The organism is Sphingomonas sp. (genome assembly GCF_036388435.1).
GTDB lineage: Bacteria > Pseudomonadota > Alphaproteobacteria > Sphingomonadales > Sphingomonadaceae > Sphingomonas.
In genome coordinates, this window is record NZ_DASVRV010000046.1 from 234,311 (window position 1) to 256,212 (window position 21,902).

Sequence of the window (21,902 nt, forward strand, 5' to 3'; positions counted from 1 at the left end):
CAGCCCTCGCTGCTGAGAACCCTAGGTTTCTCACCGACTTGGGCAGCGAAATCATGAATTGGCTGGGGCGGCAGGATTCGAACCTGCGAATGCCGGTACCAAAAACCGGTGCCTTACCACTTGGCGACGCCCCATCGGCCGGGCCGGGCTTATAGCCGTCCGGCGCGCGCTGGGAAGCCCTTCAGGCGAGGCGGTGGAGCCAGCGGTGCGGATCGTTCGCCGCCCCGCGCTGGATCGCGACCAGCGCGTCGCCGAGCGCGGTCGTCACCGGGCCGGCCTGGCCGTCGCCGATCGTGAAACGGCCGGCCGCGTCGACGACCTGGCCGATGGCGGTCACCACCGCCGCCGTGCCGCAGGCGAACGCCTCGACCAGGCGGCCGCTCGCGGCGTCGGCCCGCCACGCGTCGACGGCGTAGCGTTCCTCGCGCACCGTCATCCCCCGGTCGCGCGCGATGGTCAGGAGCGAGTCGCGGGTGATGCCGGGCAGGATCGTCCCCGTCAGCGGCGGCGTCGCGATCGATCCGTCGTCGAACACGAAGAAGATGTTCATCCCCCCCAGTTCCTCGACCCAGCGGCGCTCGACCGCGTCGAGGAACACGACCTGATCGCACCCCTGCGCGATCGCTTCCTTTTGCGCGAGCAGGCTGGCGGCATAATTGCCGCCGCACTTGGCCGCGCCCGTGCCGCCGGGGGCGGCGCGGGTGTGATCGGGGCTGACCCAGGTCGAGATCGCGCGCACGCCGCCCTTCCAATAGGCGCCGACCGTGGAGGCGATGACCATGAACAGATATTCGGTCGAGGGCTTCACCCCTAGGAACACCTCGCTCGCGATCTGGAAGGGGCGCAGATAAAGCGATCCGTCCACGCCCGGCGCCGGCACCCAGTCGCGGTCCGCCTCGACCAGCCGCTCGATCGCCTCGACGAACAGCGCCTCGGGCAGCTCGGGCATCGCCAGCCGCCGCGCGGAGTCGCGGAACCGCCGGGCATTGGCCTCGGGCCGGAACAGGGCGGTGCTCCCGTCGGCCAGCCGATAAGCCTTCAGCCCTTCGAAGATTTCCTGTGCGTAATGGAGTACCGACGAGGCGGGGTCCATGACCAGCGGCGCGCGCGCGGCGATATGGGCGTCGTGCCAGCCCTCGGCTTCCGACCAGCGGATCACCGCCATATGGTCGGTGAACACGCGCCCGAATCCGGGATCGGCCATCCGCACGGCACGCTCGGCGGCGGGGATCGGCTGGTCGTGCGGCTCGATGCGGAACGGAAGCGCCAAGTTTCTACTCGCTCAACGGGAGGGTTGCCGCGGCGTAAGGTGCGCGTCTAAGCGGGTCAACATGGCGTCCGCCCAGTCCACAAGCTCCGCTTCCCCCCTGTTCCTGCGCGAACCCGAGCTCCGGCGCGGGCTGGAGCTCCTGTATTTCGGCAACAGCCACATCACCCGCGCGATCGACCGGGGGCTCGCGGCGCAGGGGCTGGGCCGCGCGCACCACCGCGCGCTGTATTTCATCGCGCGCAAGCCCGACATGACCGTCAGCGAGCTGCTGGCGCTGCTCGCCATCACCAAACAGTCGCTGGGCCGCGTGCTGGGCGAACTGGCCGAACGCGGGCTGGTCGAGACGCGTCCGGGCGAACGCGACCGTCGCCAAAGGCTGCTGCGCTTGAGCGCACAAGGGCTGGCGCTCGAGACCGAGCTGTTCGACGCGTTGCGCGAGAAGCTGTCGGCCGCCTATGCGCGCGCCGGGCAACATGCGGTCGGTGGGTTCTGGGCGGTGCTGGAAGGGCTGATCCCCGAGGCCGAGCGCGACCGCCTCGACGCGCTGCGCGAGCGCGACTAGCGCGCCGCCGCCGCCAGCTCGCGATTGCGCCGCTCCGACGCGGCGAGCGTCGCGGTCAGCAACCGCACCAGCGCGTGGTCCTCGTCGAGGACGTTCAACCCCTCGCGCGTCGACCCGCCGGGGCTGGCCACGCGATCGGCCAGCAGCGCGGGCGGCGCGTCCGCCGTGCCGGCCATCGCCGCCGATCCCTCCACGGTCGCCAGCGCCAGGCGTCGCGCCTGGTCCTCGGGCAGTCCCAGCGCCGCGCCCGCGCGCGCCAAGGCATCGACGAAGCGGAACAGAAAGGCCGGTCCCGACCCGCTGAGCGCGGTCACCGCGTCGAACAGCCGCTCCTCCGCGATCCATTCATGATGGCCCAGCGGCGCGCACAGCGCCTCCGCGACCTGCCGGACGGCGGCGTCGGCGGTCGAGCTGAACAGTCCCGTCACGCCCCTGCCGATCGCGACCGGCAGATTGGGCATCGCGCGCACCACGGCATGAGCTCGGCAGGTCGCGGCGATCGTCGCCTCCTCGACCCCCGCCAGGATCGACAGGAGCAGCCGGGGCGCGTGAGCCCGGAGGAGGGTCGCCGCCAGCTCGCCCAGCTTCTGCGGCTTGAGCGCGAGGACGATCGTGTCGAACCGCTCTTCCGGGATCGCGGTCACGACCGTGACGCCGCCCGGTATCGCCCGCCCGCTCGGAGACACCACGACGACCCGCGCGGGATCGAGCCCCGCGTCGAGCCACCGCCCGAGCATCGCCCCGCCCATATTGCCGCAGCCGATCATGAGCAGCCGGCCGGCGCCGGAAAGTCCGCCCGCGAGCGCCGCGGTCACGCCTCGCCTTGCGTGTCGATCAGCGAAGCCGCCAGTGCCTCCTTGGGACTCTTGCCGCCCCACAGCACGAACTGGAACACCGGATAGAAGCGCTCGCACTCGTCGATCGCGCTCTCGACCAGCAGTTCGGCGGCGGCGAGCGACATCGTCCCCTCCTCCTCGCCGTCGACCATCGCCGCGTGGCGGAACAGCAGCACGCCCGAGGACGACCAGAGCTCGAAATGGCCGATCCACAGCTGTTCGTTGACCAGCCCGATCGTCTCGTAGATCGCGGCGCGGCGGTCGTCGCTGACCTTGATGTCGGGAAAGGCCAGGAACTGGAGCACCTGGTCGTCGTCGCGCCACAGCGCGCGCAGCTCGTACTCGGTCCAGCTGCCCTTCACGGTCACGACGATCTCGTCGTCATGGCGCTGGTGGCTCCAGCCATGCGCGGCGTAATAGCTTTCGAGCATGTCGATGGGGGCGGAATCCTCCACCTCGAAATCGGCCTGTTCGAGCATCAACGCTTTTCCGGGCCGAAGGTCATGCGCGCTACGATCATCCGCGGGAGGGTGCCGAGCGGTGGCGCCTTATGCAAGCGTGTCGTCCACCCCGAGCGGCGAAGTTGTGGATAAGCCCGAGCGCGACGCCGCCTCGATCGCGTCGATCCGCGCACGAAGCGCATCGGCCTCGTCGCGCGCCGCCGCCGCCATCGCCTTGACCGCCTCGAACTCGTCGCGCGAGACGAAGTCGAGCCCCCCGATCCACTCGCGCGCGCGCGACCGGGCGGTCGCCTCCGCCTCCCGGCCGACACCCGCCAGCGTCCCCGCGGCGCCGCTCACCACCTTCATCAGATCGTCGAACATCCGGTTTTCGGACTGCATTCCCATTCCTCGAACAATTCAACCGATGATCTGGGTCGTGCGCCCGCCCGGCGCAAGCTCCTCCGCCCCCGGGTTGAGCTGGTCGATCCGCCAGGTCAGCACCCCCGCATAGGCGATCCACACCAGATAGGGCACCAGCGCCCAGGCCGCGGCGGTACGAATGCGCCCGAAGGCGACGGTCGCGGCGATGCCGGACAGCAGCATCGCCACGATCAGCATCCAGGCCAATGTCACCCGGTGCGCCCCGAAGAAGAGCGGCGTCCAGATCAGGTTCAGCACGAGCGCGAGCGCGAACAGGGCGATCGCCATACCCCGCCCACGCGCGCCGCGCGCATGCAGGATCATCGCCAGCGCCAGCCCCATCAGCGCATAAAGCGTGGTCCAGGCGACCGGGAACAGCCAGTCGGGCGGCGTCGCGGCGGGCTTGGCGAGCGCGGCGTACCAGCCATTCTCCGAGCCGACGGGCACGGCCGACCCGGACGCGAAGCCGAGCAGGATGACCAGCGGCACGGTCACGACCGCCCAGCGCAGAAAGGACATGCGCAACTGGCCCTTGGAAGCGATACCGCCCAAATCCTTCACTCCCGTTAGTCCGGTGCCCTGTGCCGGGCCGCCGCCGCCGCGTCCATAGCGGGCGCGGGCGCCGCCGGCGCTTGTGGTTCAATTCCGGACGGCGGCGAGCAGGAATTCGACATTGCCCTCGGGCCCGGTGATCGGGCTTTCGACGACGCCCGCCACCGTCCAGCCCTGCCCCGCCACCCATTTCGCGACCTCGGCGCAGACACGGGCGTGGACGGCGGGGTCGCGCACGACCCCGCCCTTGCCCACTTCGCCCCGTCCCGCCTCGAATTGCGGCTTGACCAGCGCCATCAGCCGCGCCCCCGGCCCAGCGAAACCGAGCGGCACGTCGAGCACCTTGGCCAGCCCGATGAAGCTCGCGTCGCACACGATCAGGTCGACCGGCTCGGGAACATGCGCGGTCGTCAGCACCCGCGCGCTGGTCTGTTCGTGGACGATCACGCGCGGGTCCTGCCTAAGACTCCAGGCGAGCTGGTTGGTGCCGCTGTCGACCGCATAGACGCGCGCGGCCCCGCGCTGGAGCAGCACGTCGGTGAACCCGCCCGTCGACGATCCCACGTCGATCGCCACCGCGCCCGCGACGTTCCAGCCGAAATGGTCGAGCCCATGCGCCAGCTTGATCCCGCCGCGCGAGACATAGGGGTGGTCGCGTCCCTTGACGCTCAGCGCCGCATCGTCGGCAACGGCCTGGCCCGGCTTGTCGACCTTGCGGTCCCCGGCGAACACCAGCCCCGCCATGATCAGCGCCTGCGCCCGCGTCCGGCTCTCCACGAGCCCGCGGTCGACGAGCAACTGATCGATGCGCTGCTTCATTCCTCGGGAAGGCGCTTCACCACCGGCCGCCTGACCACATTGTCGAGAAACGCTTCGATCTTGATCACCCGCTCGCGCGTGTCGATCGAGTGCCGCCTGGCCTCCTCGGCGACCGTCAGCGCCTGGTCTACCTTGTATTGGAGCAACGCCGCCTGCTGAACGGCGCGCAAGGCATCGGTCCACATGCTCATGCGCGGGACAGGCCAAGCGCATCCGCGGTGGCATCCCAGTCGATATCGTCCCGCGCATCCAGTTCGGCTCGGACCTTCGCACGATAGGCTGCTTCATCGAACGCGGACGCCCGCTCCTCGACGGCGTGCAAGCGGGCAAGCGCGGCATCCGTACGCCCGTTCGCCTCCTCCAGGGTACGAAGCAGATCGGACATCAGGGCCCGTTCCGATTCGGTCGGCTCGGTGTAAAGTTCGGCGGCCGTTCGGATGAAGTCGCTGACGCTCATCTCGGCGAGGCGGGCGTTATCAGCGATACGCCGCTTTTCGGAGGCGGATACCAGAAAGACGACCCGCTCCGTCCGGGCGGAACCCAACTGCGTAGCCATCGCCATCTCCGCGTCATGTTAATGCTACACACATAACATGCACATGAATGGTATCAAGCCCGCGCCTCGGCGACCCCGCTCGAGTTATGCCGGAGCGCCTTCAATACCGTCTCGACGATCGCCTCGGCGTCGAGCCCGGCATCCGCGTACTGCGTCTCGGGCTTGTCCTGATCCTGGAACATGTCCGGCAGGCGCAGCGTGCGCAGGCGGAGGCCGCCGTCGATCAGCCCCTCGTCGCTCGCCAGCGTCAGGACGTGCGCGCCGAGGCCGCCGATCGATCCCTCCTCGATCGTCACCGCGACCTCGTGATTGGTCAGCAGGCGGCGGATCAGTGCCTCGTCGAGCGGCTTGGCGAAGCGCAGGTCGGCAACGCTCGTCGACAGGCCCTTGGCTTCCAATATCTCCGCCGCGCGCAGCGCCTCTGCGAGGCGCGTGCCCAGCGACAGGATCGCCACCGTCTTGCCGTCGCGCACCATGCGCCCGCGCCCGATCTCCAGTCGCTCCGGCACGGCCGGAAGCGCCACGCCGACGCCATTGCCGCGCGGATAGCGGACCGCGATGGGCCCCGAATCGTGGAGCACGCAGGTATGGACCATGTGGACCAGCTCGGCCTCGTCCGCCGCCGCCATGACGACGAAATTGGGCAGCGTCGCCAGATAGGTCACGTCGAACGACCCGGCATGGGTCGCCCCGTCCGCGCCGACCAGCCCCGCGCGGTCGATCGCGAAGCGCACGGGCAGGTTCTGGATCGCCACGTCATGGACGACCTGGTCATAGGCGCGCTGGAGAAAGGTCGAATAGATCGCGCAGAACGGCCGCATCCCCTGCGCCGCCAGCCCGGCCGCGAAGGTCACCCCGTGCTGCTCGGCGATGCCGACATCGAAGAAGCGGTCGGGATGCGCGGCGGCGAACTTGTCGAGCCCGGTGCCCGACGGCATCGCCGCGGTGATCGCGCAGATGCGGTCGTCGGTCGCCGCCTCGCGGGTCAGCGCCTCGCCGAAGACGTTCTGATATTGGGGCGGCCCCGGCGGCGCCTTGGACTGGGCGCCGGTGATCACGTCGAACTTCTGGACACCATGATATTTGTCCGCCGACGCCTCGGCCGGGGCATAGCCCTTGCCCTTCTTGGTCACGACATGGACGAGGATCGGCCCCTCCTCGGCGTCGCGCACATTCTCCAGCACGGGGATGAGGTGATCGAGATTATGCCCGTCGATCGGCCCGACATAATAAAAGCCCAATTCCTCGAACAGCGTTCCGCCCATCGTCATCCCGCGCGCGAACTCGTCGGTCTTGCGCGCCGCCTCGTGGATCGGCCGGGGCAGTTTGCGGGCGAACTTCTTCAGGAGCTCGCGCAGGCCCAGGAACTCGCGGCTCGACACGATGCGCGACAGATAGGCCGACAGCCCGCCGACCGGCGGCGCGATCGACATGTCGTTGTCGTTGAGGATGACGACCAGCCGGTTGCCGGCGGCCCCGGCGTTGTTCATCGCCTCATAGGCCATGCCCGCCGACATGGCGCCGTCGCCGATCACCGCGATGCCCTTGCCCGGCCGGCCCGCCAGCTTGTTGGCGATCGCGAAGCCGAGCGCCGCCGAGATCGAGGTCGAGCTGTGCGCCGCGCCGAACGGATCATATTCCGACTCGGACCGCTTGGTGAAGCCCGACAGCCCGCCGCCCTGGCGCAAGGTGCGGATGCGGTCGCGGCGCCCCGTCAGGATCTTGTGCGGATAGCATTGGTGGCCGACGTCCCAGATCAGCCGGTCGTCGGGCGTGTCGAAGACATAGTGGATCGCGGTCGTCAGCTCGACCACGCCCAGCCCCGAGCCGAGATGCCCGCCCGTCGTCCCCACCGCCGAGATCACCTCCTGGCGCAGCTCGTCGGCGAGCTGGCGAAGCTGGTCGGGATGCAACCGCCGCAAATCGGCGGGCGTGGATACGGTGTCGAGCAGCGGCGTTGCGGGAATATCGGCCATGGCCGACGCTTAACCGGTCGTGACGATGGTGTCGATTGCGACCGATCGGTGACATGTCCTCTAGGGAAGGGTCGTCAGGGGCAGGCCGCGCACTTGCCGCGCACCTCGATCACCGGGCGCACCGGCGAGAAGCCGGTATCCGACGCCGCGCCGCGGATCGCGCGGGTCAGCTTGTCGTCGTCGATATGCGTCGTCTGCCCGCACGCGTCGCAGACCAGGAATATGCAGTCGTGCAGACAGCCCGGGTGGCTGTTGGCCAGATAGGCGTTGGCGCTCTCGACGCGCATCGCGACATTGGCGCCGACGAACAGGTCGAGGATGCGGTAGACGCTGTTCGCCGCGACCCGCCGCCCCTGCGCGATCGAGACCGCCTCGGCGATGTCATAGGCGGAGGCGGGCTTGGTGAACCCGGCGAGCGCGTCGAACACGCTCGCGCGCATCGCCGTCCACTGCTCCCCCGCTCCCTCCAGCGCCGACTGCGCCGCCCGGGTCAGGTCGGCGCCGTTCGACTCATGGTGGTGATGGGCGGCCATGGGCGAAAGGTAAGGCGCCCCGCACGCCGGGGCAAGCAGCCCCGCCGGTCGGGGGAAGAGGGCGGTCAGTCGAACGCCTGACGGTTCAACCGATGCCCGAACGCCAGCAGCGCGACGCCGATGATCGTCCACAGCGCTTCGTCGTGATTGGGCCCATGCCCCAGCGTCATCGCGCCCGCCATGACGCCCAGCCCCAGCGCGCCCATGGCGGGGGGCATCATCATGCCGTGATCCCAGGCGCCGCGCCCCAGCGCCAGCGCGCCGAACGCGATCGCGACGACCAGCCCGACCTCGTGAAACAGCGGATGAAGGAACATGCCGCCGACCGTCGAGGCGAGCGCGACCAGCACCGACGTCGCCAGGCAATGGACGAGGCACAATCCCGACACGCCGATCGCCAGTCGATCGAGTTCGCCAAGCCATGAGGGTCGAGAAAGGGCCGCAACCATGAACATCATCTAGCTCGTCCGGCCGAAGGTTACAATATCTCATTCACCGGCGGCCGAACAACATGTCCAACTCCGGCGCACCCAATCGCTTGGCGCCCGGCCATGGAGTTCCTACCTGCGATTCCATGCTCAAGCCCAGCGCCGCGTTCATGACCCATGCCCGGCCCCGGACGGTGTCGCGCTGGCTTTTCGCGGTGGCGGGAATGATCGTGCTGATGGTGATCGTCGGCGGGATCACGCGGCTGACCGAATCGGGACTGTCGATCACCGCGTGGAAACCGATCAGCGGCACCCTTCCGCCCCTGAACGCCGCGGAGTGGCAGGCCGAGTTCGACGCCTATAAGCGCATCCCCGAATATACCCAGATCAACGCGGGCATGACGCTGGCCGGATTCAAGGCGATCTTCTTCTGGGAATATGCCCACCGGCTGTTCGGCCGCATGATCGGCTTGGCCTTCGCGCTGCCGCTCCTGTATTTCGCGGCGCGGCGCTGGATTCCGCGCGGCTATGGTTGGCGGCTGACCGCGCTGCTGGCGCTCGGTGCCGTCCAGGGCGCGATCGGCTGGTGGATGGTGGCGTCGGGGCTGTCGGACCGCACCGATGTCAGCCATGTGCGCCTCGCGGTCCATCTGCTCACCGCGCTCACCATCCTGGCCGGGCTGGTCTGGACCGCGCTCGATCTGCGCGCGCTCCACCGCAATCCGCTCGCGCCGCCCGCGCGGCTGGGCTTCGTGGCGGTCGTCGCGCTGGTCGGGCTCTATCTCCAGCTTCTCTACGGCGCGTTCACCGCCGGGCTGAACGCGGGTTATGCCTTTTCGAGCTGGCCGCTGATGGGCGACGACTGGTTTCCGCGGGGCACGCCGATGCTCCCGACCGCGCTGCAGAATGCGGTCGACAACCCGATCGTCGTCCAGTTCGTCCATCGCTGGCTCGCTTTCGTCACGGCCGCCGGGCTCGTCTGGCTCGCCGCGCGCGCCGTGCGGGCCGGTTCCCCGCGCGCCGGGATGGCCGTGATCCTCCTTGTGGGGCTGCAGATTTCGCTGGGCGTCGCGACGCTGATGACCGGCGTCGCGATCCCCGTCGCGGTCGCACACCAGGCCAATGCGGCGCTGCTCCTGATCGCCACGGTCTGGGCCGCACATGTCGTCGGCCAGCGCGGCGCGGTGCTCGAGCCCGCGCGCTGATTGTTCGGGTATATCAGTACCCGTCAGCAAAGCCCCGCGATACTTGACCTTTTCGGCCGCTTGCGTCACTGACGCTCCCGACGCGCCGCCTCGAAAGGGCGGCGTTCGTTTGTTCTGCAGATATAAGGTCCAAGCCCCATGAAGGCGCTCATGAAGACCACCAAGTCGGCCAAGCCGCACGAGGTGGAAAAGAAGTGGCACATCGTCGACGCCGAGAATCTCGTCGTCGGCCGCGCCGCGGTGGTCATCGCCAACGTCCTGCGCGGCAAGCACAAGACGAGCTTCACCCCCCATGTCGATTGCGGCGACAATGTCGTCGTCATCAATGCCGACAAGATCCGCTTCACGTCCAACAAGGCCGAGAAGAAGATATATTACCGGCACACCGGCTATGCCGGCGGCATCAAGGGCGTCACCGCCGCCAAGGTGCTCGAGGGCCGCTTTCCCGAGCGTGTCCTGGAAAAGGCCGTGGAGCGCATGATCCCGCGCGGGCCGCTCGGCCGCCAGCAGATGCGCAACCTGCGCATCTTCAACGGCACGGAGCATCCGCACGTCGCCCAGAACCCCGAGATCCTCGACATCGCCGGCATGAGCCGCAAGAACAAGGTGGGCAATTGATGTCCGACAACCGCCAGTCGCTTTCCGACCTCGCCAGCCTGACCCAGGCGCCCGTCGGCGGCCGTCCCATCGACTCCGACGCGAACGCCGCGACCCCGAACGACGGTGTCGAGCAGCCCCCCGTGTCGACCATGCCGCTCCGCGAGCAGGAGATCGACGCGCTGGGCCGTGCCTATGCCACCGGCCGCCGCAAGGATGCGGTCGCCCGTGTCTGGATCAAGCCCGGCTCGGGCAAGATCACGATCAACGGTCGCGACCAGCAGGTGTATTTCGCCCGCCCGTCGCTGCGCCTCGTCATTAACCAGCCCTTCGGCGTCGCCGAGCGCGACGGTGCCTATGACGTTATCTGCACCGTCAAGGGTGGCGGATTGTCGGGCCAGGCCGGTGCGGTCAAGCACGGCATCAGCCAGGCCCTGACCCGCTACGAGCCGGTGCTGCGCGCGCCCGTCAAGGCGGCGGGCTTCCTGACCCGCGACAGCCGCATCGTCGAGCGCAAGAAGTATGGCCGTGCCAAGGCGCGTCGCAGCTTCCAGTTCTCGAAGCGTTAAGCGGGCGTCTTCGGATTGCGCAAGCAATCCGAAGAGTCGCCATGGCGGGCAGCGAAGGCGGCGAAGCCGTCCACGTCTGACGGCGTGGCGTTCATACCGGAATATGGAAAGGGGCGGCCCGCCGATCGCGGACCGCCCCTTTTTCACGTCCGCCGCTTAACGGCCGCGCAGCGTGTTGAGCAGCGCGAGACCGACGACGCCGGCCAGCGCCGCCGTCGCGCCGGGCCGCGCCTTGGCGAAGGCGCGCGCCTTGTCGGTGGCCTGGGTGAACTGATCCTTGGCGCCGGCGAACTTGGCATTGTTCGTGGTCCCGGTCTGGCCGGTGGTGCCGGTCTGATCGGCGGTGGTCGTGGTGGTCATAAGCTCTACTCCGTGAATGACAGCGCGCGTCGAAGCGGGCGTGGGATGCGGAACGAGCGACCGCGCGATCGGTGCCATGGAAACGTGGCGCGACGCATTGACCGACCCCAGATCGCGCCCATGACAACGCTTCCCGAACTGCCCGCCACCGCCTTCGCCAAGCAGGATGGGGGCGACGATCTCGCCTTTTACGCCCCGCCCCGCCTCGTCACTCATATCGACGAGGGCGCGGTCGCCGCGCTGACCGACTGCTATCGCCGGCTGCTGTCTCCGGGCGGCGCGGTGCTCGACCTGATGTCGAGCTGGGTCAGCCACCTGCCGGACGACGTCGAATTCGAGGAGGTGATCGGTCACGGCATGAACGCCGCCGAACTCGCCGCCAATCCGCGCCTCGACCGCTGGTTCGTCCAGGACCTGAACGCCCACCCCGTCCTGCCGCTTGCGACGGACAGTCTCGACGCCGCGCTTTGCTGCGTCGGCGTCCAATATCTCCAGCAACCGGTGGCCGTCCTGGCGGAGGTCCGGCGCGCGCTGCGGCCCGGCTCGCCGCTGATCGTCAGCTTCTCGAACCGCTGCTTTCCGACCAAGGCGGTCGCGATCTGGCGCTCTCTCGACACCGCCGGCCATGCGCGGCTGGTCCGGCTCTACCTCGACCGCGCGGGGTTTGCCGATGTCGAGGCGCTCATGCTCGCCGACGGGCGGACGAGCGACCCGCTGGTGGCGGTGATCGGCCGCGCCTAGCCGATCAACAGATGCGCGTGCGCGGCGTCGCCCTTACCGGTCAGTCCGGGCACTTCGTCGAGCTGGCGCAGCGCGGTGAAGCGCCCGCGCTCCTCGCGGTAGCGCACGATCTCATAGCCATGCCCCTCCAGCCCCGGCACCGCGTCGAGCTCCTTCGCGCTGGCAGTATTCAGATCGATCACGCGAACGCTTCCTTGGGGATATGGGTGATGCGGCAGGCCAGGTCCGCCTCCCCACTCGCCACCACATAGTGGTCGCCGGCATCGGCGATGCCCGTCGTGAACACCACGTCCTCGACATACATCCGGTCCGCGAGCGGCTCGGTCAGCGCCGGGTTCGCCTCCAGCAGCGGCTTGTGTTCGGTCCGCAGCGTCACCGACGGATCGTCGCGGTCGAGGATCGACCAATAGGTGCGGTACTTGCCCACGATCCCCGACGGCTCGACCCCGTGCCACAGCGTCAGCCAGCCCGCATCGGTCAGGATGGGCGGCGCCCCGCCGCCCATGCGTGCGGTCGCATCGGTCGCGGCGTGCGGGCGGATGCCCGGCCGGTCGTGCGGTCGCCAGTGGCGCCCGTCGGGCGAGCGCGCCAGGTTGATCGACGGGCCGCTACGCCATTCCGATCCGGGCGGATAAGCGAAATACAGGTCGCCCAGCGGCCGTGTCTGCGCCCAATATTCGCCGCCGATCAGCCCCTCGAACACCAGCATGTCCTTGTTCTGGTGGTCGAGGACGATGCCGTCCAGCGTCCAGTCGAGCGCGTCGTCGCTCGTGTACAGCGTCGTGCAATGACGCTCGGGGCTGACCGAACAGGTCGTCATCAGGTAACGCCCGCCGACCCGGCTGATCCGCGCATCCTCGACGCCGTAGCATTGATAGCTCCGCGTCGGCGCGATCGCGCGGTCGTAATGCACCGCCTCGACCCGCCGCCCCTCCGGGTCCAGTTCGACCGGCAGCAGCCAGGAGAGCGACGTCAGCGCCATCACCCGCCACCCGCTTCCCGCGACCAGGAACTTGCGCGGATCGGCGGTGTCGACCGCCGATAGCGGCCAGGGGTCGAGCGCATAGCCGCCCTCGTCCCAACGCACCGCATGGACATGCCCGTCGCGGCGCGGATCGCGAAGCGCCTCCGCCACCCGCACCATCAGCAGCAGATTGCCGTCGGCGAGCCGCGTCATCCCCGGATTGAACGCGCCCAGCACATAGGTTTCGCCGTCGATCTTCCCCGCCAGCGGCGAGCGCGACAGGTCGACATCTCCCGGTCCGAAGACGAGCGCGTCGAGCGCGTGAGTCATTCGTCGCCCGCCCGCGGCACGATCGTCAGCTGCTGCACCACCGCGCGCCGAGACTGGGTGAGCATGAAATGCACCCCCGCCGCGATGTCCTCGGCGCGCAGCATCTTGTGGTCGACGATCTTCGCCAGCTCCTCGTCGCGGTCGATGCCGGTCGTGGTCATGTCGGCGCCGGTCAGTCCCGGCTCGATCAGCCCGACGCGGATGTCCCTGGGACCCAGTTCCTTGCGCAGCGCCTCGGCGAACCCGGCCACGCCCGCCTTGATGCCGGCATAGACGGTCGAGCTCGGTCCCAGGATATGCGCGCTGACCGATCCCGTGAAGACGATGTCGCCGGTCGTCATCCGCTCGACCGCCGCATGGGCGCTCATCAGATAGCCGGTGAAGTTCACCGCGATGGCGTAACGCAGTTCGTCCGCGCTCATGTCGGTCAGCCCGCCGGCGCCGATCGCGGCGTTGATGACGGCGATGTCGACGCCGCCCATCGCCGCCACCCCCGCGTCGAAGAAGCGCGCCACGGCGTCCGGTTCGGCCAGGTCGACCGCGATCCCGTCGCCCTCGCCCACCTCGCGGATGCGCGCCAGCGCGTCGGCGAGATGATCGGGATTGCGCCCGCATATGAACACGTGCGCGCCCTCCGACGCCAGCAGCACCGCGATGGCGCGACCGATCCCCGTCGTCCCCCCGCTGACGATCGCGCGGCGTCCCTTCAGGCTGGTCACTTCGGTATGCGCGTCGCGGGCGTCGGTCATGCAGGATCCTTCTGATCGGTTCGGCCGGACGACGCGTCAGGCGGATGCGGGTTCCAGCACCCGCTCTAGCCAGCGCGCGATCGGCGCATCCAGTTCGGGCTCGACCAGCATCGGCGTGTGCCCGACCCCCGCCACGGTGACCAGCTCGGCGCGGCGCAGCGTCGCCGTCATGCGCTCGGCGGTCGCCGCCGCCAGCACGTCCGACCGCTCGCCGCGCACCACCAGGGTCGGCACCTCGCCCAGCGCCTCGAGCGCACGCCACATATCGGGTCCCGCCTCGTTGCCCGGCACGCGGAACGGCTCGGCGATGCGCAGGTCGTAATCGAGCACGATCCGCCCCGCGCTGTTCAGCCGGTGGACGCGCTTGGCCATGGCCAGCCAGTCCTCGATCCGCCAATCGGGATAGATGGCGCCGTTCGCCTCGGCCAGCCCGCGCGCCGCGTGCATCCAGGTCGGCCAGCTCGACGCCCGCCCGACATAGCCGCGGATGCGCTGCAGCCCGCGCGGGTCGATGTCGGGCCCGACATCGTTGAGCAGCGCGCCGGCCAGCCGTCCGCGCTCCGTGCCCGCCAGCAGCATCGTCACGATCCCGCCCAGCGAGGTGCCGATCGCCACGAACCGCCCGATCCCCTGATCGCCGAGCAGCGCGTCGACATCCTGCACATAGGTGAGCGGCGCGTAGCTCATCGGGTCCTTGGCATAGGCGCTCTCGCCCCGCCCCCGGAAATCGAGCGTCAGCACGCGCCATTCGGGCGACAGCCGTTCGGCCAGCTCGGCGAAGTCGCGCGCATTGCGGGTCAGGCCGGGCAGGCACAGGATCGGCGGCTTGCCCGCGTCGCCGCCCGGATAGTCGCGGTAATGCAGCCGCAATCCGTCATGCGACCACCAATAGCGCTTCTCATACCCGGCCATGCTTGCACCTTCCCGCCCAGCTTCCCCATATCGACGGATGCCCGTCGACCCGCAAGCATATCGCCCCGCCGCGCCCCTCCTCGATCTCGGCTCCGATTTCTGGGACCCGGTCGCCGCCGCGGATTTTCCCGAAACGATCCTGCGCTACCGCAATGACCGCGCCGCCGCCGAGATCGGCCTCGACGCGCTGAGCGACGCCGAGTGGATACGCCATCTCGGCCGGTTCGATCCGCTGCCGGGCACGTTGCCGCAGCCCCTCGCGCTCCGCTATCACGGCCATCAGTTCCGCTCCTACAACCCCGATATCGGCGATGGGCGCGGTTTCACCTTCGCGCAGATGCGCGATGCGCGCGGGCGCCTGATGGACCTGGGCACCAAGGGCTCGGGCCAGACGCCCTGGAGCCGCTTCGGCGACGGCCGGCTGACGCTCAAGGGCGGCGTGCGCGAGATCCTCGCGACCGAGATGCTCGAAGCGTTGGGCGTCCCCACCTCGCGCACCCTGTCGCTGATCGAAACCGGCGAGGCGCTGGAGCGCGGCGACGAGCCCTCGCCGACGCGCGGCGCGGTGATGGTGCGGCTCAGCCACGGCCATGTCCGCATCGGCACCTTCCAGCGGCTCGCCTATCACCGAGACGAGGCGAACATGCGCCGCCTCGTGGATTACGTCCTGCGCGAACTCTACGGCGAGGAGCCCGGCGAGGAGCCCGGGCTGCGCCTGCTCGACCTCGTGCTCGACCGCACCGCGCGACTGGCCGCGTCCTACATGGCGGCCGGGTTCGTCCACGGCGTGCTCAACTCGGATAACATCAACGTCACCGGCGAGAGCTTCGATTACGGACCATGGCGGTTCGCGCCGAGCTGGGACGTGACCTTCACCGCCGCCTATTTCGACCATGCCGGGCTTTATGCGTTCGGCCGCCAGCCTGAGGCGATCTACTGGGACGCGATGCAGCTCGCCGCCTCGCTCCGCCTCGTCGCCGACGGCGACCCGCTCGTGGCGATGCTGGAGACGTTCGGCCGGCGCTTCCAGGAACGGATCGCGCACGCGATGCTCTGGCGCCTGGGCCTGACCTCGCGCGGGGCGGAGGCCGACCGCGCGCTGGTCCAGTCGCTGGAACGCGCGCTGCGCGCGACCGAGGTCGAGCTCCACCGCCTCTTCCACGACGCCTTCGCGCAGCGGCTGCCCGACGATTATGGCGAGCCCTGGGCCGAGTTCCGCGCCCTCGCCGCCGCCCATGCGCCGCGCAAGGAACGCGGCGCCTATTGGCAGGGCGAGCCGTGCGGGATGCTCATCGACGAGGTCGAGGCGATCTGGGCCCCGATCGCGCAAGCCGATGACTGGTCCCGCCTTCATGCCAAGGTGGCGGAGGCACGCGCGCTCGGCGAAGCGCTCGCTTGACCTCATTCGTGATCCCCGCCAACCAAAGCAGCTGAATGTCCAGCGAGCTTCACTCCCACGAACCCGCGACCGGCGCGCATCTGTGGACGGGCGATGTCGGCGATGTGGACGCGGAGGTCGCGGCGGCGCGCTCGGGCTGGGCGACCTGGGCGGCGCGGCCCTTCACGGTGCGCGCCGAGGCGCTGCGGCGCTTCGCCAATATCGTGCGCGCGCGCCACGAGCCCTTTGCCGACCTGATCGCGCGCGAGACGGGCAAGCCGCTCTGGGAAGCCCGGACCGAGGTCGACAGCGTCGTCGCCAAGGTCGATATATCGATCGCGGCTTACGGCGAACGTACCGCCCAGCGCCGCCTCGACTCGCCGATGGGCAGCCGCATGGCGCTTCGCCACAAGCCGCACGGCGTGCTCGCGGTGCTGGGCCCCTATAATTTCCCCGCGCACCTTCCCAACGGCCATATCGTGCCCGCGCTGCTCGCGGGCAATGCGGTGGTGTTCAAGCCGTCGGAAAAGACGCCGGCGGTCGGCGCCTATCTGGTCGACTGCTTTCACGCGGCGGGCATCCCGGCCGAATGCGTCCGGCTGCTGACCGGCGGCCCGGCCGAAGGGCGCGCGCTGTCGAGCCACCCCGACATCGACGGGCTGCTCTTCACGGGCTCGGCGCGCACCGGTCTCGCGCTCAACCGCGCCTTCGCCGATCATCCCGAAAAAATCCTGGCGCTGGAGATGGGGGGCAACAATCCCATCATCGTCTGGGACACCCCCGACCTCCACACCGCCGCGACGCTGGTGGTCCAGTCCGCCTTCACCAGCGCGGGCCAGCGCTGCACCGCCGCGCGCCGCCTGATCGTCGAGGATCGTCTGTACGATCCGCTGATCGAGCTGCTGAACAAGCTCGTCGGGCGTCTGATCGTCGGCGAACCTCATGCCGATCCCCAGCCGTTCATGGGTCCCGTCATCGATACGGAAGCCGCCGACCAGCTCAGCGAGGCGTTTCTGGGCCTGCTCCTGCGCGGCGGCCGCGCCATCCGACACTTGGAGCGTCCGGTCGAGGGGCGTCCCTTCCTGCTTCCAGGACTGATCGACGTCACCGCGGTGCGCGACCGCCCCGATACCGAACTGTTCGGCCCCGTCCTCCAGGTCATCCGTGCCGATGATTTCGACGCGGCGATCGCGGAAGCGAACAACACGCGCTACGGCCTGTCCGCCTCGCTCATCTGCCAGACGCCCAAGCTCTACGACCGCTTCTGGGCCAATGCGCGCGCGGGCATCGTCAACTGGAACCGCCCCACCAACGGCGCCTCGTCGGGGGCGCCGTTCGGCGGCGTGGGCTGGTCGGGCAACCACCGCCCCAGCGCCTATTACGCCGCCGATTACTGCGCCTATCCCGTGGTCAGCAACGAGGCCGAGTCCGCCCGCGCCAATATCGGCATCGGCCTCAGGGACGCCTGAGAATCACGCGAAGGCGCGGAGAAGATCCCGTCTTATCTCCTCGCCCCCGCCGCGCCAGCGGCAAACAGCGTCAGCCCGTCGCACCGTTATTGCCGCCGGCGCGGCAAGAAGGGCGGTCGCGTCAAGCAAGCCCCCTCCGCGTCTCCGCGCCTCCGCGTGAACCCACTCTACCTCTTCGCGTCTCGGCGCCTTCGCGTGAACAGGCTCATCGCCGCCCCGCGATCCACGAATCCATCTTCGCCTCCAGCACCGGCATCGGCAGCGCCCCCGTGTCGAGCACCTGCGCATGAAAGGCCCGCGCGTCGAAGCGCGCGCCCATCGCCGCCTTCGCCTTGGCCTTCAGGCGCAGGATGGTGAGCTGGCCGATCTTGTAGGCCAGCGCCTGGCCGGGGATCGCGATATAGCGCTCCACCTCCGCCACCGCGTCGCTCTCGGGCATGGGCGAGTTGTCGAGCATATACTTGATCGACCGCTCGCGGCTCCAGCCCTTAGCGTGGAGGCCCGTATCGACCACCAGCCGCATCGCGCGCAGCATCTCGTCGTTCAGCCCGCCCATGCGCTGATAGGGATCGGTCTCGACGCCCAGCTCCGGGTACAGGGTCTCGGCGTAGAGCGCCCAGCCCTCGACGAACGCGGTATTGCCGCCGAACCGCATGAACGCCGGCAGCGCCTCGTTCTCCTGCGCCAGGCTGACCTGGAAATGATGCCCCGGCACCGCCTCGTGCAGGTACAAGGTCTCCACGCCCCACAGATAGCGGTTGGGCAGGTCGTAGCTGTTGTAGAAGAACACGCCCGGCCGGGCGCCGTCGGGCGTGCCCCGGTCGTACGACCCAGCCGCCGCGGTCTTCTCGCGGAACGCCGGCACCGGCCTGATCTCCAGCGCGGTCTTGGGGATCAGCGCGAACTGCTCGCGCACCCGCGCATCCACCCGCCTGCCCGCCGCCTCATAGGCGAGCCGTAGCTCGTCCGCCGTCTTGGGCTGAAAACGCGGATCGGTGCGCAGATGGCGGAAGAACTCGGCGAGCGTCCCCCGGAACCCGACCTTTCCCTTCTGCGTCTCCATCTCGCCCAGGATGCGTGCCACCTCCGACAGCCCCAGCCGATGCACCGCCTCCGCTTTCAGCGGCAGCGTCGTGTTGCTCTCGATCAGATACTCATACAGCGCCGCGCCGCCGGGCACCGCCGCCAGCCCGACCGTGTCGCGCGCCCGCGCCAGATATTCGCCCGCCAGGAACGCCCGCAGCCGCCGATGCGCCGGGTTGAGCACGGTCGACACCTGCGCCGCATAGGCGGCCGTCAACCGCGCGCGGTCCGCCGCCGGCAGCGCGTCGGGAAACTTCTTCACCGGCGCGTAGAAGAGCGACTCCTCCACCCCGCCCGCCAGCAGATTGTCGATCTGCCCGATGACGTTGCGCACGACCAATTTGGGCGGGGTGATCCCCCGCGCGGCTCCGGCCCGCGCCCGCGCGATCATCCGGTCGAGGACCAGCGCGTATTCACCGTTGCGCTTCAGGTTGTTCTCGTAATCCAGCACCGTCTTGAACGGCGCTCCGCCCTCCCCCGACGCGACTTCGGGATAGAAGGTCTGGAACCCGCTGAAATGATTGACCGGCAACGCGTCGGTGATCCGCCGCACGGCAGCGGAATAGCCGCGCAGTTCGATCTCGTTGTCGGTGCGGAACACGTCGAACGCGATCCGGTCGACCGCCGACAGCTTGGCCCGGTCGATCGCGCGCAACCCCCGAAGGTTGCGCGCGACCGCGCGCTGCTCGGCCAGCGCGTGCGCATCGGTCAGGTAATCGCCCAGCCGGTCGGCATAGCGCAGGTCACCGCGCAGCACGGCCTGGAGCGGGTTGCGCCGCAAGGTCGCTTCGTCGCTTTCGGCGAACAACCGCTTGAGCTTCGCCCCCTCGTCCGTCGCCTGGACGACGGGCGCGGTCTGGGCCGCCGACAACGCGGGAAGGGCGGCGGCGAGGAGCAGGGCGACGACGGTGTAGCGCAAAGGAAGGCACCTCGAATGACATGGACGATGCCCGTCCATAGGACGCGTTCGCGCCGCGCATAAGTCCCGCCCTTGAGCCCGGCCCACCCCCCGGCTAGGCCCGTCTGGCAATTATCGATAAGGACGCTCATGCCCTCCGGACTGGTCGCGCTGCTCGACGATATCGCCGGGCTCACCAAGCTCGCCGCCGCCTCGCTCGACGATATCGGCGCGGCCGCCGGCAAGGCGGGCAGCAAGGCGATCGGCGTGGTCGTCGACGACACCGCCGTCACCCCGCGCTACGTGGTCGGGCTCAGCCCCAAGCGCGAGCTGCCGATCATCTGGCGGATCGCCAAGGGCTCGCTCCGCAACAAGCTGCTGATCCTGCTCCCGGCGGCGCTGCTGCTCAGCGCCTTCGCTCCCTGGGCCGTCACGCCGCTGCTGATGCTCGGCGGCGCCTTCCTGTGCTTCGAGGGCGCGGAAAAGGTGCTCGAAGCATTCGGCGGGGGGCATCACGACGTGACGGAGGACCTCGCGCTCGACTCGACCGAGCTGGAGAACACCAAGGTCGCCGGCGCGATCCGTACCGACTTCATTCTGTCCGCCGAGATCATGGCGATCGCGCTCGCCGATGTCGCCACCTCGCCCATCCTGACCCAGGCGATCGTGCTCACCGTTGTGGCGATCGGCATCACCGCCGGCGTCTACGGCCTGGTCGGCCTGATCGTGAAGGCGGACGATATCGGGCTTCATCTGTCGACGCGCGGTCCCGGCGCGGTGCGCGCCTTTGGGCGCGGACTGGTGCTGGGGGTGCCCAAGATGATGAGCCTGTTGTCGGTGGTGGGCACCGCCGCGATGATCTGGGTCGGCGGCCAGATCCTCGTTCACGGCCTGGCCGGCCTGGGCTTCGCGGGACCCGAACACGTCATCGACGGCTGGGCGGAGACGGTTCGGAACGCCGCGCCGTTTGCCGGCGGCTTTTTCGGCTGGTTCGTCAAGACGTTGGCGGACGGGATATTGGGCCTGATCGTCGGCGCGATCATCGCCGGGGCGATCCACTTTGTCCGTCCCAATAAGCACGACGCCAAGCACTAGGCGAAACCTGATCTAGCCCCGCGCAAAGCATCGCTGCATTGCCGCACAAGCCCGCACCGCCCATCTGCCCAGCCATGGCGACGCTTCTCGATCCCGACGCGCGTGGGCGCGTGATCCTGGTGGGTGCCGGTCCGGGCGACCCCGGCCTGCTCACCGTCCGCGCGGTGGAGGCGCTGGCCCGCGCCGACGTGGTGGTCCATGACGGACTGATCGATCCCCGCGTCCTCGACCTCGCGCCACCCGAAGCGCAGCGCATCTCGGTGGCGAAGCGGCGCGCGCGGCACACCCTGCCGCAGGACGCGATCAACGCGCTGATCGTCGCCCATGTCCGCACGGGCGCGATCGTGGTGCGGCTGAAGGGCGGCGATCCCTTCATCTTCGGGCGCGGCGGCGAGGAGGTCGAGGCGGTCCGCGCCGCCGGCCTGCCGGTCGAGGTCATCCCAGGCGTCTCGGCCGCGCTCGGCTGCGCGGCGGAGGCGATGCTGCCGCTGACCCACCGCGACCATAGTTCGGCGGTCAGCTTCGTCGCCGGCCAGTGCAAGGGGCTGGCCGACCAGGACTGGTCGGGGCTGGCGGGCCAGGGCCGCACCCTCGTCATCTATATGGGCGTCGCGACCGCCGCCGACATCGCCGACAAGCTGATCGCCGACGGTGTCGCCCCCGACATGCCCGTCGCGGTGCTCGAACGCGGCACGCTCGACGGCAGCCGCGCGCTCCAGACCCTGCTCGCCGATCTCGGCCCGATGGTCGCGCGCGAGTCGGTTCGGAGCCCGGCGATCATCGTCGTGGGCGAGGTCGTCACCCTGTCCGACGCCCAGGACAAGCTCGCGCGCTGGGCGCGCATCGCGGAAGGCGTGGCATGAAGCTCCTGACCGGCAACGACCTGCCCACCGGCGACGTGATCTGGTGGACCGGCCAGACCTGGTCGCGCCATGTCGAGGAGGCCTGCGACGTGGGTGCGGGCGGCGAGGCGATCGCGAGCACCGAGGAAGGCGCCCGGCGCGTCAACGGTCCCTATGTGATCGACGCGACGCTCACCGCCGACGGCCCGCGCCCTGCGCACATCAAGGACCGCATCCGCGCGCTCGGCCCCACCGTCCGCCCCGACCTGACGCTGAAACCCGCCGACCCGACCGCCGGCTCCTGGGTGATCTGAA

27 protein-coding genes and 1 tRNA gene are annotated in these 21,902 nt (G+C 69.4%); 10 read left to right on the plus strand and 18 right to left on the minus strand.

Going from position 1 to position 21,902, the window contains the following annotated elements; translation table 11 throughout:
* Positions 1 to 59: 59 nt before the first annotated feature.
* Both VF592_RS10905 and VF592_RS10910 read right to left on the minus strand, forming a co-directional pair.
* Positions 60 to 134, minus strand: a tRNA-Gln gene (locus VF592_RS10905).
* Between the two features lie 47 nt (positions 135 to 181).
* Positions 182 to 1,270, minus strand: coding sequence for a branched-chain amino acid aminotransferase (locus tag VF592_RS10910; protein ID WP_331005648.1), 1,089 nt, complete (start codon positions 1,268 to 1,270; stop codon positions 182 to 184).
* Positions 1,271 to 1,331: 61 nt separating this feature from the next.
* On the opposite strand from VF592_RS10910, the gene VF592_RS10915 reads away from it, so the two are divergent.
* A complete protein-coding gene (locus tag VF592_RS10915; protein WP_331005649.1) occupies positions 1,332 to 1,832 on the plus strand; it encodes a helix-turn-helix domain-containing protein in 501 nt (166 codons plus the stop codon).
* On the opposite strand, the gene proC is transcribed toward VF592_RS10915, so the two are convergent.
* The 10 genes from proC to VF592_RS10965 form a co-directional block, all read right to left on the minus strand.
* A complete protein-coding gene (gene proC, locus VF592_RS10920; protein WP_331005762.1) occupies positions 1,829 to 2,599 on the minus strand; it encodes a pyrroline-5-carboxylate reductase in 771 nt (256 codons plus the stop codon). The genes VF592_RS10915 and proC overlap by 4 nt on opposite strands.
* A 44-nt stretch (positions 2,600 to 2,643) precedes the next feature.
* The gene (locus VF592_RS10925; protein WP_331005650.1) at positions 2,644 to 3,147 is read right to left on the minus strand and encodes a YbjN domain-containing protein; all 504 of its coding nucleotides are present in this window, start codon (positions 3,145 to 3,147) and stop codon (positions 2,644 to 2,646) included.
* Between the two features lie 69 nt (positions 3,148 to 3,216).
* Entirely contained in the window at positions 3,217 to 3,510 is a 294-nt protein-coding gene (locus tag VF592_RS10930) for an accessory factor UbiK family protein (protein WP_331005651.1), read from the minus strand.
* 18 nt (positions 3,511 to 3,528) lie between these two features.
* Positions 3,529 to 4,050: a TspO/MBR family protein gene (locus VF592_RS10935; protein WP_331005763.1), complete on the minus strand. Its 522-nt coding sequence runs from the start codon at positions 4,048 to 4,050 to the stop codon at positions 3,529 to 3,531.
* A 120-nt stretch (positions 4,051 to 4,170) separates the two neighbouring features.
* Positions 4,171 to 4,902 carry a TlyA family RNA methyltransferase gene (locus VF592_RS10940; protein WP_331005652.1) on the minus strand — a complete coding sequence of 244 codons (732 nt, stop codon included), beginning with the start codon at positions 4,900 to 4,902 and terminating at the stop codon, positions 4,171 to 4,173.
* Positions 4,899 to 5,093 carry a hypothetical protein gene (locus tag VF592_RS10945; protein ID WP_331005653.1) on the minus strand — a complete coding sequence of 65 codons (195 nt, stop codon included), beginning with the start codon at positions 5,091 to 5,093 and terminating at the stop codon, positions 4,899 to 4,901. The genes VF592_RS10940 and VF592_RS10945 overlap by 4 nt, the downstream gene beginning before the upstream one ends.
* Entirely contained in the window at positions 5,090 to 5,458 is a 369-nt protein-coding gene (locus VF592_RS10950) for a plasmid mobilization protein (protein ID WP_331005654.1), read from the minus strand. Before VF592_RS10950 ends, VF592_RS10945 begins: the two co-directional genes overlap by 4 nt.
* 53 nt (positions 5,459 to 5,511) lie before the next feature.
* Positions 5,512 to 7,434 (minus strand): 1-deoxy-D-xylulose-5-phosphate synthase, encoded by a 1,923-nt coding sequence (gene dxs / locus VF592_RS10955; RefSeq protein ID WP_331005655.1) that lies wholly within the window; start codon positions 7,432 to 7,434, stop codon positions 5,512 to 5,514.
* Between the two features lie 74 nt (positions 7,435 to 7,508).
* Positions 7,509 to 7,967, minus strand: coding sequence for a Fur family transcriptional regulator (locus VF592_RS10960; RefSeq protein ID WP_331005656.1), 459 nt, complete (start codon positions 7,965 to 7,967; stop codon positions 7,509 to 7,511).
* Positions 7,968 to 8,032: 65 nt separating this feature from the next.
* Positions 8,033 to 8,425 (minus strand): MerC domain-containing protein, encoded by a 393-nt coding sequence (locus tag VF592_RS10965; RefSeq protein ID WP_331005657.1) that lies wholly within the window; start codon positions 8,423 to 8,425, stop codon positions 8,033 to 8,035.
* Between the two features lie 116 nt (positions 8,426 to 8,541).
* Here VF592_RS10965 and VF592_RS10970 point away from each other — a divergent pair, with 116 nt between their 5' ends.
* From VF592_RS10970 to rpsI, 3 genes are all read left to right on the plus strand, one after another.
* Complete coding sequence (locus VF592_RS10970) at positions 8,542 to 9,600, plus strand: COX15/CtaA family protein (RefSeq protein ID WP_331005658.1); 1,059 nt, start codon at positions 8,542 to 8,544, stop codon at positions 9,598 to 9,600.
* Between the two features lie 138 nt (positions 9,601 to 9,738).
* Positions 9,739 to 10,218 (plus strand): 50S ribosomal protein L13, encoded by a 480-nt coding sequence (gene rplM, locus VF592_RS10975; protein WP_331005659.1) that lies wholly within the window; start codon positions 9,739 to 9,741, stop codon positions 10,216 to 10,218.
* A complete protein-coding gene (gene rpsI, locus VF592_RS10980; protein WP_331005660.1) occupies positions 10,218 to 10,766 on the plus strand; it encodes a 30S ribosomal protein S9 in 549 nt (182 codons plus the stop codon). Before rplM ends, rpsI begins: the two co-directional genes overlap by 1 nt.
* Positions 10,767 to 10,922: 156 nt before the next feature.
* On the opposite strand, the gene VF592_RS10985 is transcribed toward rpsI, so the two are convergent.
* Positions 10,923 to 11,126, minus strand: coding sequence for a hypothetical protein (locus VF592_RS10985; RefSeq protein ID WP_331005661.1), 204 nt, complete (start codon positions 11,124 to 11,126; stop codon positions 10,923 to 10,925).
* 120 nt (positions 11,127 to 11,246) lie between these two features.
* Here VF592_RS10985 and VF592_RS10990 point away from each other — a divergent pair, with 120 nt between their 5' ends.
* Entirely contained in the window at positions 11,247 to 11,867 is a 621-nt protein-coding gene (locus VF592_RS10990) for a class I SAM-dependent methyltransferase (protein ID WP_331005662.1), read from the plus strand.
* On the opposite strand, the gene VF592_RS10995 is transcribed toward VF592_RS10990, so the two are convergent.
* Genes VF592_RS10995 through VF592_RS11010 form a run of 4 tightly spaced genes read right to left on the minus strand, consistent with a single transcriptional unit; the run spans position 11,864 to position 14,822 of the window.
* Positions 11,864 to 12,049 (minus strand): helix-hairpin-helix domain-containing protein, encoded by a 186-nt coding sequence (locus VF592_RS10995; RefSeq protein WP_331005663.1) that lies wholly within the window; start codon positions 12,047 to 12,049, stop codon positions 11,864 to 11,866. The two genes, VF592_RS10990 and VF592_RS10995, sit on opposite strands and share 4 nt — an antisense overlap.
* Positions 12,046 to 13,161 carry a glycosidase gene (locus VF592_RS11000; RefSeq protein ID WP_331005664.1) on the minus strand — a complete coding sequence of 372 codons (1,116 nt, stop codon included), beginning with the start codon at positions 13,159 to 13,161 and terminating at the stop codon, positions 12,046 to 12,048. The genes VF592_RS10995 and VF592_RS11000 overlap by 4 nt, the downstream gene beginning before the upstream one ends.
* Positions 13,158 to 13,910, minus strand: a complete 753-nt coding sequence (locus tag VF592_RS11005) for an SDR family oxidoreductase (RefSeq protein WP_331005665.1) — start codon at positions 13,908 to 13,910, stop codon at positions 13,158 to 13,160. Before VF592_RS11005 ends, VF592_RS11000 begins: the two co-directional genes overlap by 4 nt.
* Before the next feature lie 36 nt (positions 13,911 to 13,946).
* The gene (locus VF592_RS11010) at positions 13,947 to 14,822 is read right to left on the minus strand and encodes an alpha/beta hydrolase (RefSeq protein WP_331005666.1); all 876 of its coding nucleotides are present in this window, start codon (positions 14,820 to 14,822) and stop codon (positions 13,947 to 13,949) included.
* Between the two features lie 37 nt (positions 14,823 to 14,859).
* Here VF592_RS11010 and VF592_RS11015 point away from each other — a divergent pair, with 37 nt between their 5' ends.
* Together VF592_RS11015 and astD are read left to right on the plus strand one after the other, a co-directional pair.
* Positions 14,860 to 16,221 carry a protein adenylyltransferase SelO family protein gene (locus VF592_RS11015; protein WP_331005667.1) on the plus strand — a complete coding sequence of 454 codons (1,362 nt, stop codon included), beginning with the start codon at positions 14,860 to 14,862 and terminating at the stop codon, positions 16,219 to 16,221.
* Positions 16,222 to 16,256: 35 nt separating this feature from the next.
* The gene (gene astD / locus VF592_RS11020; protein WP_331005668.1) at positions 16,257 to 17,669 is read left to right on the plus strand and encodes a succinylglutamate-semialdehyde dehydrogenase; all 1,413 of its coding nucleotides are present in this window, start codon (positions 16,257 to 16,259) and stop codon (positions 17,667 to 17,669) included.
* Between the two features lie 205 nt (positions 17,670 to 17,874).
* Here the strand turns inward: astD and VF592_RS11025 are convergent, their stop codons facing one another.
* On the minus strand, positions 17,875 to 19,710 hold the full coding sequence (locus VF592_RS11025) for a DUF885 domain-containing protein (protein ID WP_331005669.1): 1,836 nt from the start codon (positions 19,708 to 19,710) through the stop codon (positions 17,875 to 17,877).
* A 90-nt stretch (positions 19,711 to 19,800) separates the two neighbouring features.
* On the opposite strand from VF592_RS11025, the gene VF592_RS11030 reads away from it, so the two are divergent.
* From VF592_RS11030 to VF592_RS11040, 3 genes are all read left to right on the plus strand, one after another.
* On the plus strand, positions 19,801 to 20,745 hold the full coding sequence (locus VF592_RS11030; protein WP_331005670.1) for a DUF808 domain-containing protein: 945 nt from the start codon (positions 19,801 to 19,803) through the stop codon (positions 20,743 to 20,745).
* Positions 20,746 to 20,819: 74 nt separating this feature from the next.
* Positions 20,820 to 21,608 (plus strand): uroporphyrinogen-III C-methyltransferase, encoded by a 789-nt coding sequence (gene cobA / locus VF592_RS11035; RefSeq protein ID WP_331005671.1) that lies wholly within the window; start codon positions 20,820 to 20,822, stop codon positions 21,606 to 21,608.
* A complete protein-coding gene (locus VF592_RS11040; RefSeq protein WP_331005672.1) occupies positions 21,605 to 21,901 on the plus strand; it encodes a DUF2849 domain-containing protein in 297 nt (98 codons plus the stop codon). The genes cobA and VF592_RS11040 overlap by 4 nt, the downstream gene beginning before the upstream one ends.
* Position 21,902 lies beyond the last annotated feature (1 nt).